General features: G+C 71.0%; 10 protein-coding genes. 8 read left to right on the top strand and 2 right to left on the bottom strand.

Annotation, left to right across the window (positions count from 1 at the left end):
- The first annotated feature begins 18 nt into the window (after positions 1-18).
- Genes AB0I54_RS09110 through mmsA form a run of 4 tightly spaced genes read left to right on the top strand, consistent with a single transcriptional unit; the run spans position 19 to position 5,140 of the window.
- Complete coding sequence (locus AB0I54_RS09110; protein ID WP_363295512.1) at positions 19-909, top strand: deoxyribose-phosphate aldolase; 891 nt, start codon at positions 19-21, stop codon at positions 907-909.
- Between the two features lie 9 nt (positions 910-918).
- Positions 919-1,743 carry a 5-deoxy-glucuronate isomerase gene (iolB, locus tag AB0I54_RS09105; RefSeq protein WP_363295264.1) on the top strand — a complete coding sequence of 275 codons (825 nt, stop codon included), beginning with the start codon at positions 919-921 and terminating at the stop codon, positions 1,741-1,743.
- Complete coding sequence (iolD, locus tag AB0I54_RS09100) at positions 1,740-3,623, top strand: 3D-(3,5/4)-trihydroxycyclohexane-1,2-dione acylhydrolase (decyclizing) (protein ID WP_363295263.1); 1,884 nt, start codon at positions 1,740-1,742, stop codon at positions 3,621-3,623. The genes iolB and iolD overlap by 4 nt, the downstream gene beginning before the upstream one ends.
- Positions 3,624-3,637: 14 nt before the next feature.
- Complete coding sequence (gene mmsA / locus AB0I54_RS09095) at positions 3,638-5,140, top strand: CoA-acylating methylmalonate-semialdehyde dehydrogenase (RefSeq protein WP_363295262.1); 1,503 nt, start codon at positions 3,638-3,640, stop codon at positions 5,138-5,140.
- Between the two features lie 60 nt (positions 5,141-5,200).
- Here the strand turns inward: mmsA and AB0I54_RS09090 are convergent, their stop codons facing one another.
- Positions 5,201-6,046 carry a hypothetical protein gene (locus AB0I54_RS09090; protein ID WP_363295261.1) on the bottom strand — a complete coding sequence of 282 codons (846 nt, stop codon included), beginning with the start codon at positions 6,044-6,046 and terminating at the stop codon, positions 5,201-5,203.
- Between the two features lie 359 nt (positions 6,047-6,405).
- Between AB0I54_RS09090 and AB0I54_RS09085 the strand changes: the two genes are divergently transcribed.
- A complete protein-coding gene (locus tag AB0I54_RS09085; protein WP_363295260.1) occupies positions 6,406-7,806 on the top strand; it encodes an APC family permease in 1,401 nt (466 codons plus the stop codon).
- Between the two features lie 7 nt (positions 7,807-7,813).
- Here the strand turns inward: AB0I54_RS09085 and AB0I54_RS09080 are convergent, their stop codons facing one another.
- The gene (locus AB0I54_RS09080) at positions 7,814-8,242 is read right to left on the bottom strand and encodes a GNAT family N-acetyltransferase (RefSeq protein WP_363295259.1); all 429 of its coding nucleotides are present in this window, start codon (positions 8,240-8,242) and stop codon (positions 7,814-7,816) included.
- 115 nt (positions 8,243-8,357) lie between these two features.
- Between AB0I54_RS09080 and AB0I54_RS09075 the strand changes: the two genes are divergently transcribed.
- The 3 genes from AB0I54_RS09075 (at position 8,358) to AB0I54_RS09065 (ending at position 13,573) form a co-directional block, all read left to right on the top strand.
- Positions 8,358-11,015 (top strand): CocE/NonD family hydrolase, encoded by a 2,658-nt coding sequence (locus tag AB0I54_RS09075; protein WP_363295258.1) that lies wholly within the window; start codon positions 8,358-8,360, stop codon positions 11,013-11,015.
- On the top strand, positions 11,012-11,884 hold the full coding sequence (locus AB0I54_RS09070) for an ABC transporter permease (protein WP_363295257.1): 873 nt from the start codon (positions 11,012-11,014) through the stop codon (positions 11,882-11,884). The genes AB0I54_RS09075 and AB0I54_RS09070 overlap by 4 nt, the downstream gene beginning before the upstream one ends.
- Positions 11,885-12,031: 147 nt before the next feature.
- Positions 12,032-13,573, top strand: a complete 1,542-nt coding sequence (locus tag AB0I54_RS09065; protein ID WP_363295256.1) for a von Willebrand factor type A domain-containing protein — start codon at positions 12,032-12,034, stop codon at positions 13,571-13,573.
- The last annotated feature ends 12 nt before the right edge of the window (positions 13,574-13,585 follow it).

The raw sequence follows: 13,585 nt of genomic DNA, 5'->3' as shown, positions 1-13,585 counted from the left end.
CACGAGGGCGGGGAGGGCATCGGGCACGCGCGCGTGGACGTCTCCGCGCTGGTCCACACCCGCACCCACCACCCCGAGGCGATCGCCGAGGCCGCCGTCCGCCGCGCCCGCCGGCCCCTCCTCAACGAGGACGGCCGGCTGATGATCGTCGCCGCCGACCACCCGGCCCGCGGCGCCCTCGGTGTCGGCAACCGCAGACTGGCCATGGCCAACCGCGCCGACCTGCTCGAACGCCTCTGCCTCGCGCTGTCGCGGCCCGGCGTCGACGGCGTGCTCGCCACCGCCGACATCCTCGACGACCTGCTGCTGCTCGGCGCCCTCGACCACAAGGTCGTCATGGGCTCGATGAACCGCGGCGGACTGCAGGGCGCGTCCTTCGAGATGGACGACCGCTTCACCGGCCACCGCCCCGAGGACATACAGAGGCTGGGCTTCGACGCGGGCAAGCTGCTGCTGCGCATCGACTACGACGACCCGGGCTCCCTGACCACCCTGGAGTCCACCGCCCGGGCCATCGACGACATGGCCGCCCGCCGGCTCCCGGTCTTCGTCGAGCCGTTCATCAGCAGCCGCACCCCCGACGGGAAGGTGACGAACGACCTGTCCGCCGAGGCCGTCACCAAGTCCATCGCCATCGCCTCGGGCCTGGGCGGCAGCTCGGCCTACACCTGGCTGAAGTTGCCGGTCACCGACAACCCCGACGACATGGCCCGGGTCATGGAGACCTCCACGCTCCCCGCGGTACTGCTGGGCGGCGAGGTCGGGGACGACCAGGAGGCGGCGTACGAGAAGTGGCACGGCGCCCTCCAACTGCCCACCGTGCGGGGCCTGGTGGTGGGACGTTCACTGCTGTACCCGGCGGACGGCGATGTGGCCGCCGCCGTGGACACCGCCGTAGGACTGCTGTGAGGGGGCCGTATGACCAGCAATGACCTGCACCTCCGCAAGGGCTCGACCGCGGGCGCCCAGTATGTCGTCGACATCGACCCCAAACGGGCCGGATGGACGCACAGCAGTCTGCGGATCGTCGAGCTGGAGCCCGGCGGTACGCATATCTTCACCACCGGTGACAGCGAGTGGATCGTGCTTCCGCTGGAAGGCGGATGTACCGTCCGGACAGAGGGAAACGAGTTCCAACTCCTGGGCAGGGAAAGCGTGTTCGGCGGAGCCTCCGACTTCGCCTACGCCCCCCGTGACGCCCGGGTCCAGATCGCCTCCGGCGCGGGAGGCCGCTTCGCCCTGGCAGGAGCGAAGTGCGAGCGACGACTCCCCGCCCGCTACGGCCCCGCGCCGGAGGTTTCCGTCGAGGTGCGCGGCAGCGGCAACTGCTCGCGCCGCGTCCGCAACTTCGCCTCCGCCGACTCCTTCGACTGCGACAAGCTGATCGCCGTCGAGGTGATCACGCCCGGCGGCAACTGGTCCTCGTACCCGCCGCACAAGCACGACGAACACCGGCCCGGCGAGGAGTCGGAGCTGGAGGAGATCTACTACTTCGAGATCGACGGCCCGAACGGTTTCGGCTATCAGCGCGTATTCCCCTCCCGTGAGGGCGGAACCGACGTCCTCGCCGAGGTCCGCTCCGGCGATGCCGTCCTCGTCCCCGACGGATGGCACGGACCGTCGATCGCCCAGCCCGGGCACGACATGTACTACCTGAACGTCATGTCCGGTCCGGGTGAGACACGGGAGTGGCGGATCTGCTTCCATCCGGCCCACCTAGAAAGCACAGAGGGTTACCGATGACCTCAACGACGAGGCTCACGGTCGCGCAGGCGCTCGTCCGCTTCCTGGCCGCGCAGTACACGGAGCGGGACGGCGTACGCCGCCGGCTGATCGACGCCACCTGGGGCATCTTCGGCCACGGCAACGTCGCCGGGATCGGCCAGGCGCTCATCGAGTACGGCGGCGACATGCCGTACCACCAGGGCCGCAACGAGCAGTCCATGGTGCACGCGGCGGTCGGCTACGCGCGTCAGTCCAACCGCCTGTCCACACACGCCGTGACGACGTCCATCGGCCCCGGCGCCACCAACCTGGTGACCGGCGCCGCCCTGGCCACCGTCAATCACCTCCCCGTCCTGCTCCTGCCCGGCGACGTCTTCGCCACCCGCCCCGCCGACCCGGTCCTGCAGCAGCTCGAAGTCCCGTACGCGGGCGACGTGTCGGTCAACGACTGTCTGCGCCCGGTGTCGAAGTACTTCGACCGGATCACCCGGCCCGAGGCCCTGATCCCGGCCGCCCTCCAGGCCATGCGCGTGCTGGCCGACCCGGTCGAGACCGGCGCCGTCACCCTCGCCCTCCCGCAGGACGTGCAGGCGGAGGCGTACGACTGGCCGGACGAGTTCTTCGCCGAGCGCGTGTGGACCGTACGGCGGCCGGGCCCCGACCCGGTCGAACTCGCCGAGGCCGTGCGGGCGATCCGGGCGGCGCGGCGGCCGCTGGTGATCGCGGGCGGCGGGGTCCACCACAGCCGTGCCGAGGACGCCCTCGCCGAGTTCGCCGAGGCCACCCGCATCCCGGTCGCCTCCACCCAGGCCGGCAAGGGTTCCCTGCGCTGGGACCACCCCCAGGACGTCGGCGGCGTCGGCCACACCGGCACCGCGACCGCCGACGAACTCGCCCGCACCGCCGACCTGGTGATCGGCGTGGGCACCCGGTACACCGACTTCACCACCGCCTCCGGCACCCTCTTCGCCCACCCGGACGTGCGCTTCCTCAACCTCAACATCGCGCCCTTCGACGGCCACAAGCTCTCCGGCACACCCCTGATCACGGATGCCCGCAGCGGCCTGGAGGAGCTGACCGAGGCCCTGGAGCTGCACGCCCACCGGGTGTCCGACGCGTACGCCACTGAGTACACCGAGGACAAGGAGCGCTGGGAGCAGCGCGTCGACGCCTGCTACGAGGCCGACGAGCCGGACGTACGGCCGACGCAGCCGCAGGTGCTGGGCGCGCTGGACTCGATAGTCGACGAGACGGACGTGATCATCAACGCGGCCGGTTCGCTCCCCGGCGATCTGCACAAGCTGTGGCGGTCGCGCTCGTGGGACCAGTACCACCTGGAGTACGGCTACTCCTGCATGGGCTACGAGATCCCGGCCGCGATCGGTGTGAAGCTCGCCGCCCCCGACCGGCCCGTGTGGGCGCTGGTCGGTGACGGGACGTATCTGATGATGCCGACGGAGATCGTGACCGCCGTGCAGGAGGGCGTCGCGATCAAGCTGCTGCTCGTGCAGAACCACGGGTACGCCTCGATCGGCGGGCTGTCCGAGACGGTGGGCGGCGAGCGGTTCGGCACCGCCTACCGCTTCCAGGCCCAGGACGGCACCTACACGGGCGCCCCGCTGCCCGTCGACCTGGCCGCCAACGCGGCCAGCCTCGGCATGCGCGTGCTGCGCGCGAAGACCGTCGGTGACCTGCGCACGGCACTCGCCGAGGCGCGGGCGGCCGACACTCCCACTTGTGTCTACGTGGAGACCGAAACCGCAGACACTGTGTCGGGCGCGCCTCCGGCGCAGGCCTGGTGGGATGTTCCTGTGGCCGAGACCGCGACCCGATCCTCCGCGGTCAAGGCACGTGAGCTGTACGAACGGCACGTCTCTACCCGACGCCGCCATCTGTGAAGGAGTAACCGGGCATGACGAAGATCGTCAACCACTGGATCGGCGGTAAGACCGTCGAAGGCGCGTCGGGTTCGTACGGGCCGGTCACGGACCCGGCGACCGGCGCGGTCACCACCAAGGTCGCGTTCGCCTCCGTGGACGAGGTCGACGCGGCGGTCGCCGCCGCCAAGGACGCCTACGCCACCTGGGGCCAGTCCTCGCTGGCCCAGCGCACCACGGTCCTGTTCAAGTTCCGCGCGCTGCTCGACGCCCACCGCGACGAGATCGCCGAGCTGATCACCGCCGAGCACGGCAAGGTGCACAGCGACGCCCTCGGCGAGGTGGCCCGCGGCCTGGAGATCGTCGACCTGGCCTGCGGCATCAACGTGCAGCTGAAGGGCGAGCTGTCGACGCAGGTCGCCAGCCGCGTCGACGTGGCCTCGATCCGGCAGCCGCTGGGTGTCGTCGCGGGCATCACGCCGTTCAACTTCCCGGCGATGGTCCCGATGTGGATGTTCCCGATCGCGATCGCGTGCGGCAACACCTTCGTGCTGAAGCCGTCCGAGAAGGACCCGTCGGCGTCCATCAAGATCGCCGAGCTGCTGGCCGAGGCCGGTCTGCCGGACGGTGTCTTCAACGTCGTGCACGGCGACAAGCTGGCCGTGGACCGCCTGCTGGAGCACCCGGACGTCAAGGCCGTCTCCTTCGTCGGCTCGACCCCGATCGCCCGCTACATCCACACCACCGCCTCCGCCAACGGCAAGCGCGTGCAGGCCCTGGGCGGCGCCAAGAACCACATGCTGGTGCTGCCGGACGCCGACCTGGACGCGGCCGCCGACGCCGTCGTCTCGGCCGCCTACGGCTCTGCGGGCGAGCGCTGCATGGCCATCTCCGCGGTCGTCGCGGTCGGCTCCATCGGCGACACGCTGGTGGAGAAGATCCGCGAGCGCGCCGAGAAGATCAAGATCGGCCCGGGCAACGACCCGGCCTCCGAGATGGGCCCGCTGATCACCAAGGTGCACCGCGACAAGGTGGCCTCCTATGTGGAGGGCGCCGCGGCCGAGGGCGCCGAGGTGGTGCTGGACGGCACCGGTTATACCGTGGACGGCTTCGAGGACGGCCACTGGCTCGGCATCTCGCTGCTCGACAAGGTGCCGACCAGCGCCAAGGCCTACCAGGACGAGATCTTCGGCCCGGTGCTGTGCGTGCTGCGCGTCGACACCTACGAGGAGGGCGTGGCCCTCATCAACGCCTCGCCGTTCGGCAACGGCACCGCGATCTTCACCCGGGACGGCGGCGCGGCCCGTCGCTTCCAGCTGGAGATCGAGGCCGGCATGGTCGGCGTGAACGTGCCGATCCCGGTGCCGGTGGGCTACCACTCCTTCGGTGGCTGGAAGGACTCGCTCTTCGGCGACCACCACATCTACGGCAACGACGGCACGCACTTCTACACCCGCGGCAAGGTCGTCACCACGCGCTGGCCCGACCCGGCCGACGCCCCGGCGGGCGTGGACCTGGGCTTCCCGCGCAACCACTGAGCCCGTACGGCGTGCCCCGTCCTCCGCAAGGGAGAGGGCGGGGCACCGCCGTGCCCGGGTCTACTGCTTCTGCTGTTGCTGCTGCTTGACCAGCTCGGTGAGGTCACCGGTCTGCGCGGCGGGCGGGGCCTTGACCGTGGCCGTCTTGCCGAACTTCTTGAAGTCCATGGTGACGGTCGCGGAGCCGAACGCCTGCTTCATGCGGACCGGCAGGTCCTTGTCGTTGACCCAGATGTCCATGGTCATCTGGCCGTTGGCGCCGGTCATCTGGCTGAGCATGTTGTTCTGGTCGCCGTAGACGTCCTTGAGCTTGCCCATCTGGTCCGCCTTCACCACGGCGTGGTAGTGGGTCGTGCTCTGTCCGTCGACGGTCTGCTTGCCGAGGTCGTCGACGTCGCTGGCGTACTTCAGGGCCTTCATGGAGGCCACCGGGCTGCCGCCGCCGGTGCCCCCGGCCATCGCCTGGCCGCCCTTCTCGCCGAACACGGCCGAGCCGTCGATCTTCATCCACTCCTTGCCCTTGAGCGGGCCGGAGGGCTGCGGGTCGACGTCGTAGTAGTAAGCGCCGTCCACGAAGAGCATGCGGACCGTCGGTGAGCTCGTCAGCGTCTGCATCTGGACGGCCTTGGTGTCCATGTCGACGTCGAAGGCGAAACCGTCGCCCCAGGAGTACGTGCCTTCCATGGCCACCGGGCCCGTGCCCGTGCCCAGGTCGGTGCTCATCTTCACCTCGGCCGAGCCGAGGTTCTCCGTCCGGTCCGTCGCCCGCGCGAGTGCCGCCATCGCCTTGTCGGCGTTGTCCACGGCCTTGGCCGCCGACTTCGCGCCCTCGGAGCCGCACGCGGAGGTTGCCAGCAGTGCCGCCGCCGTACACCCCACCCAGGCCACGGTGTGCTTCAGCTTCATGGTGTTCCCCACCCCTGAATTTGCTGTGTGCTTGTGATTCCTTGACTCTAGCGGGCCCCACCGACAGTCGTGCGACCGCTTTACGGCGTCCGTATACCGGACGCTGCTACTTTTTTTGCCGTTCGTCCTGCGATTCTCGTATGGACCCCAGGTGCCGAATTGCCTGCATCGAGCTGCTGTTTACGTGATCAAAGTGCCTGTTGATCTTCGAATTCCGTAGGTAAACACCCATTGACGCGCCGGTTTTCGTCGGGGTTCCATCAGCGCCGGGAGCGACAGAAACACGTACGACGCGAGCCGCCGGAGGCGATAGCGCTCCCGCCCGAACCACCACCGCACGAGTCGATCGGAACCGCCGCATGACCGACACGCTCCGCCCCGTCGAGACCGCCGTCCCGGACGGGAGCCCGGACGCCCCTCAGAAGCTCAAGCGTTCCATCGGAGTGGTCGGCGGCACCCTGCTGACCCTGTCGTGCGTGACGCCCGCCTCCACGCTGTTCGTGGTGGTCCCGGACCTGTTCGGCTCGCTCGGCACCGCGACCGCCCTGACGATCGCCATCGGCTCCCTCCTCTGTATCGCCGTGGCGTTCTGCTACTCGGAGCTGGGCACCCTCATCCCCAGCGCCGGCGGCGAGTACGCCATGGTCTCGACGATGGCCGGACGCCTGGCGGGCTGGCTGGTCTTCGTGCTGTCCCTGCTGGTCGTGATGATCGTCCCACCGGTGATCGCGATGGGCACGGCCGACTACCTCGCGCCGATCGTGCACCTCGACCCGGCGATGACCGGCGCCGGCGTGATGCTCCTCGCCACCCTGGCCGGTCTGCTCGACCTGCGGGCCAACGCCTGGATCACCGGCATCTTCCTGGTCCTGGAGGTCATCGCCGCCGGTGTCGTCGCCATGCTCGGCTTCACCCACGGCCACCGCGGCCTCGGCAGCCTCACCTCGATGCAGGTCGCGGGCGGCAACGGACACACGGACACCGTGACGGCCATGCTGGTCGTCTCCGGCCTGGCGATCGCCCTCTTCGTCACCCAGGGCTTCTCCACCGCCGTCTACCTCTCCGAGGAGCTGGAGCACCCGCGCCGCAACGTCGCCCGCACGGTCCTGGCCACCCTCGCCATCTCCACCGTGATCATCCTGGTCCCGGTCGTCGCCATCACCATGGGCGCCTCCGACATCAAGGAGCTGACCGGCGGCGACATCAGCACCATGGTCACCGCCTGGTCCAACTCGGCCGTCGGCACCTTCGTCAGCCTCTGCGTGGCCCTCGCGATCATCAACGCGGGCATCGTCATGGTCATCCAGAACTCCCGCGTCCTGTTCGCCTCCGCCCGCGACAAGGCCTGGCCCGAGCCGGTCAACAACGTCTTCTCCAAGCTCGGCCGCTTCGGCTCCCCCTGGGTCGCCACGCTCGCGGTGGGCGTCCCCGGCGCGCTGCTCTGCTTCGTCAACCTGGACACGCTCTACGGCGTCACGGGCGTCTCGGTGACCGGCATGTACCTGCTCGTCGCGGTCGCCGCCCTGCTCGCCCGCCGCGGCCACCACAAGCACACGCCCGCCTGGCGCATGCCGCTGTGGCCCGCGATGCCGATCCTGCTCATCGTCGTCCTGGCGGACATCCTCGTCCAGCAGGAGACCACCTACCTGCTGTGGACCGGCGGCATCACCGCCGTCGCCACCCTCTACTGGGTCTTCTACCTCCGCCCGCGCGGCGAGACCCGCTGGCTGGTGTCGATCCCCGAGGACGCGCAGGTGTAACCCCGGCTCAGCCGAAGTCCCAGGTCACCACAGAGCACGTACCGTCGTCCTTGCCGCCCGCACTGCGATAGGCGGCAAGGGCGACGTCGTTCCCGGTGTCGACCAGCACCCACATGCCGTAGCAGCCCAGCTCCCGGCCCAGCCCGGCGAGCCGGCCCACCAGCGCCTGCCCGATGCCCCGGCGCCGGTACGGCTCCGCGACCGCGAGCTCGTACAGGAACATCTCGGTGCCCTTGTCGGGGTGGATGGTCTCCACGCCGCTGACGAATCCGACGGGGCCGGTCTCACCGTTCTCGCCGTCCTCCTCATACGCGAGGAACAGATGGTGTCCGGCGGCGGTCAGGAAGCGCTCGGCCCACTCCGTGCGGACCGGATGGTCGAACAGATGCTCGGCCGCGGCGACTTCGGCGACCGTGGTGGCACGACGGATGTCCATGCGCCTTCGTACCACGACCGAAGTACGCCGGAGGAGCCCTCTACTCCCACAGGAGGGTAAGGGGTTCAACCCGGCGGCTGCATCCGTTGTCGGTGCCGGCCCGTACCGTTGAGCCATGGATCTTCGAGTGCCCGGATTCCGGGGGCTGCTTCGGGGGCCGCGGCGGCTGATGGCCGCCGCGGCCGTCGTCGTCGTGCTCGCCGGCGCCGGTACGTGGACGGCGGTCGCCTCCGACGACCCGCCCCCGGTGCGCCGGGCCGACCGGGTCGTCACGACCGGCGACGGGGTGCGCATCGACACCTCGTACTTCACCTCCGCCACCGCCGGCCGCCGCCCGGCCGTCCTGCTGGGGCACGGCTTCGGCGGCAGCAAGGACGACGTACGGCAGGAGGCGGAGGACCTCGCCCGGGACGGGTACGCGGTGCTGACCTGGTCCGCGCGCGGCTTCGGCAGGTCGACCGGGAAGATCGGGCTGAACGACCCCGCGGGCGAGGTCGCCGACGTCTCCCGGCTCATCGACTGGCTGGCGAAGCAGCCCCAGGTGCAGCTCGACAGGAGCGGCGACCCGCGCGTGGGCGTGGCCGGCGGCTCGTACGGCGGAGCCATCTCCCTGCTCGCCGCCGGACACGACGACCGGGTGGACGCCATCGCCCCGGCGATCACCTACTGGAACCTCGCGGACGCCCTGTTCCCGGACGGTGTGTTCAAGAAGCTCTGGGCCGGGATCTTCTTCAACTCCGGCGGCGGCTGCGACCGGTTCGAGCCCGCGCTGTGCCGGATGTACGACCGGGTCGCCGAGTCGGGCAAGCCGGACGAGGCCGCGCGCAAGCTGCTGGAGCAGCGCTCGCCGTCCGCCGTCGCCGACCGCATCAAGGTGCCCACCCTCCTGGTGCAGGGACAGACCGACTCCCTCTTCACCCTCGCCCAGTCCGACGCGGCCGCGAAGGCGATCCGCGCGAACGGCGCCCCGGTCGACGTCGACTGGATCGCGGGCGGGCACGACGGCGGTGACATGGAGTCAAGCCGGGTGCAGGCACGGGTGACGGCCTGGTTCGACCGCTACCTCAAGGGCGACAAGAAGGCCGACACCGGCCCCGCCTTCCGGATCACCCGCACCGGAGGCGTCGACTCAACCGACGGCGCCGCCCAACTGCGCGGCGCGAGCGCCGACACCTACCCCGGCCTGGAGAACCACCGGCGGGCCATCGCCCTGCGCGGCGGCGAGCAGCGCTTCACCAACCCGGCCGGAGCCAGCCCGCCCGCCGTCTCCGCCCTGCCCGGCATCGGCGGCGGCAGCGGCGACGGCCTCGCCCAGCTGTCCGCCCTCGGCGTCGGCATCTCCCTCGACTTCCCCGGCCAGTACGCGAAGTTCGACTCCGCACCCGTCACCACCGACCTGCGGATCACCGGCTCGCCGACGGTCACCGTCCATGTGACGTCGACCGGTGACGACGCCGTCCTGTTCGGAAAGGTGTACGACGTCGGGCCCGGCGGCACCCAGCAGGTGTTGCCCTCCCAGCTGGTCGCGCCCCTGCGCGTCGAGGGTGCCAAGGCGGGCAAGGACGTCACGGTCACGCTCCCGGCGATCGACCACGAGGTGCAGAAGGGCCACCGGCTGCGGCTGGTGTTCGCCTCCACGGACCTCGGCTACGCCTCCCCGGCGGCCCCGGCCACCTACACCGTCTCCCTGAAGGGAGACCTGAGCGTGCCCACCGCCCCGGCCGTCACCACCGCGGCCGCCGCGCTGCCCTCCTGGGTGTGGTGGCTGCCGCCGGCCGGCGCGCTGTTCGCCCTCGCCCTGCTGGTCACCGGCCGGCGCCGTACGGCCCTCCCCGCGCCCGACCCCGCTCTGGCCGAAGTCCCGCTCCAGATAACGGACCTGAGCAAGCGGTACGCGAAGTCCGCGGACCGGTACGCGGTGCGCGAGCTGTCCTTCCGCGTCGAGAAGGGCCAGGTGCTGGGCCTGCTCGGGCCGAACGGCGCGGGCAAGACGACGACGCTGCGCATGCTGATGGGCCTCATCAAGCCGGACGACGGCGAGATACGGGTCTTCGGGCACGCGATCCGACCGGGCGCGCCGGTGCTGTCCCGGGTGGGCGCCTTCGTCGAGGGCGCGGGATTCCTGCCGCACCTCTCGGGCCGCGAGAACCTGGAGCTGTACTGGCAGGCGACCGGCCGCCCGGCCGAGGACGCGCACCTGGAGGAGGCCCTGGAGATCGCGGGCCTCGGTGACGCGCTCGCCCGCGCGGTGCGCACCTACTCGCAGGGCATGCGCCAGCGCCTCGCCATCGCCCAGGCCATGCTCGGCCTGCCCGATCTGCTCATCCTCGACGAGCCCACCAACGGTCTCGATCCGCCACAGATCCGCGAGATGCGCGAGGTGATGATCCGCTACGCGGCCGCGGGACGCACGGTGATCGTCTCCAGCCACCTCCTGGCCGAGGTCGAGCAGTCCTGCACCCACCTGGTGGTGATGGACCGCGGCCGGCTCGTCCAGGCCGGCCCGGTGGGGGAGATCATCGGCTCCGGCGACACGCTGCTCGTCGGCACCGCCGTACCCGTGGAGGAGCCCGTCGTCGAGAAGGTGGGCGCGCTGTCCGGCGTCGCCTCCGCGGTCCGCACCGAGGACGGCCTCCTCGTGCGCCTGGAGCCCGGCGGAAGCGCACAGCGGCTGGTCGCCGACCTCGTACGGCTCGACGTGCCCGTCGAGTCGGTCGGCCCCCACCGCCGCCTGGAGGACGCCTTCCTCACCCTGATCGGAGGTTCCGCGTGAGCACGCGCACCGAGCACACCGAGCCCGTCGAGGTGGCCTTCGGCTACCGGGCCGGGCGCACGCTGCCGCTGCGGGTGGAGCTGGTCCGCCAGCTCAAGCGGCGCCGCACGCTGATCATGGGCGGGATCCTCGCCGTACTGCCGTTCGTGCTGGTCATCGCCTTCGCGATCGGAGGTGACCCGGGCAGCCGCAACGGCCAGGTCACGCTGATGGACACGGCCACCGCCTCCGGCGCCAACTTCGCCGCGGTGAACCTGTTCGTCTCGGCGGGCTTCCTGCTGGTGATCCCGGTGGCGTTGTTCTGCGGGGACACGGTCGCCTCGGAGGCCGGCTGGTCCTCCCTGCGCTATCTGCTCGCCGCGCCCGTGCCCCGGGGCCGGCTGCTGTGGTCCAAGCTCGTCGTGGGGCTCGGGCTCAGCCTGGCCGCGATGGTGCTGCTGCCGGTGGTGGCGCTCGCGGTCGGCACGGCGGCCTACGGCTGGGGGCCACTGGAGATCCCCACCGGCGGCGCGCTCGACTCGGGCACCGCCGCCCAGCGCCTGGTGGTGGTCGTCGCGTATGTGTTTGTGTCCCAACTGGTCACCGCGGGCCTGGCGTTCTGGCTGTCGACCAAGACGGACGCCCCGCTGGGCGCGGTCGGCGGCGCGGTCGGTCTGACCATCGTCGGCAATGTCCTGGACGCCGTCACCGCCCTCGGCCACTGGCGCGACTTCCTGCCCGCGCACTGGCAGTTCGCCTGGGCCGACGCCGTACAGCCGCACCCCGAGTGGTCCGGCATGATCCAGGGCACCGCGATTTCCATAACGTACGCGCTCGTGCTCTTCGCCCTGGCCTTCAGCGGTTTCGCCCGCAAGGACGTGGTCTCCTAGGTCACCGGAGGATCACCCACCGGTCTCGGCGGGCCCGCTCCGTGGCCGCTTCGAGACGCATCCGCAACGCTCCGTACCGCACGTTCCCGCCCGTGGCGCCGTCACAGTCACAGATGTCGACGTCAACGGGCACAGGGGGCACACGAGATGGAGTGGCACAGGACACGGCGGACACGGAGTGTGCTGATCGCCCTCGCGGCGGCGGGCGGCCTGCTGCTCACCGGCTGCTCGGGCGGCAGCGCGGACGGTTCCCACCGCGAGGCGAACAACGGCGGTTCGAAGAACGGCGGGCTTCCGGCCCCGGCGCCCGCCCCCGCGCAGAGCCAGGGCTCACGGAAGGCACAGGGCGACGAGTGGAACACCCCCTCGGCCGACTACCTCTCCACCTTCGCCCTGGACGTGGACACCGCCTCCTACGGCTATGCGCGCCGCACGCTCGCCGACGGGCAGCGCCCCGACCCGTCGACCATCCGCCCCGAGGAGTTCGTCAACAGCTTCCGCCAGGACTACCGGCGCCCGGACGGCAACGGCTTCTCCGTCACGGTCGACGGCGCCCGCACCGACAAGCCGAACTGGTCCCTGGTCCGGGTCGGCCTGGCCACCCGCACCGCCGGGCAGAACGGTGAACGTCCGCCCGCCGCCCTGACGTTCGTCGTCGACGTCTCCGGCTCCATGAGCGAACCGGGACGGCTGGACCTCGCCAAGCAGTCCCTCGACACGATGACGGACCGGCTGCGCGACGACGACTCCGTCGCGATCGTCAGCTTCAGCTCGGAGGCCGAGACCGTGCTGCCGATGACCCGGCTCGGCGGCCACCGCGGCGAGATCCACGACGCGATCGACGGTCTGGAGGCGCTGTCCTCCACCGACCTCGGCGCGGGTGTCGAGACCGGGTACGCCACCGCCGTCGAGGGCCTGCGCGAGGGCGCCACCAACCGGGTCGTCCTCGTATCCGACGCGCTCGCCAACACCGGCGACACCGACCCGGACTCCATCCTCGAACGCATCTCCACCGCCCGGCGCGAGCACGGCATCACCCTCTTCGGCGTCGGCGTCGGCAGCGACTACGGCGACGCCCTGATGGAGCGCCTCGCCGACAAGGGCGACGGGCACACGGTGTATGTGTCCGACACCGAGGACGCCCGCAAGGTGTTCTGCGAGCAGCTCCCGCAGAACATCGAGCTCACCGCTCGCGACGCCAAGGCCCAGGTCGCCTTCGACCCGCACACGGTCGCCGAGTTCCGCCTGGTCGGCTACGACGACCGCAGGGTCGCCGACGACGACTTCCGCAACGACCACGTCGACGGCGGCGAGGTCGGCCCCGGCCACACCGTCACCGCCCTGTACGCGGTCCGTACCAAGTCCGGCACCGACGGCCATCTCGCCACGGCCACCGTCCGCTGGCTCGACCCCGGCACCCGCGACCCGCACGAGGAGTCCGGCGAACTGGAGACCGGCGCGCTGCAGGACTCCGTCTGGAGCGCGAGCCCCCGCTTCCAGGTCACCGCGGTGGCCGCCTACTTCGCCGACGCCCTCCGCGAGGGGGACGACCGCTGGACCACGCTGCCCGGCGACCCAGGACTCGGCGAACTCCACGGCCACGCCGCGCAATTGGCCCGCACCACTGAGGACGAGGCAGTACGGCAGCTGGCCCAGGCCATCGAGGAGGCCGGACGCGGACTGGACTAGCGCGCGCTTCCC

Source organism: Streptomyces sp. NPDC050625, from assembly GCF_040654755.1.
GTDB lineage: Bacteria > Actinomycetota > Actinomycetes > Streptomycetales > Streptomycetaceae > Streptomyces.
The sequence above is the reverse complement of the archived record's forward strand: the minus strand, read 5'-3'. Positions and strand labels throughout refer to the sequence as shown.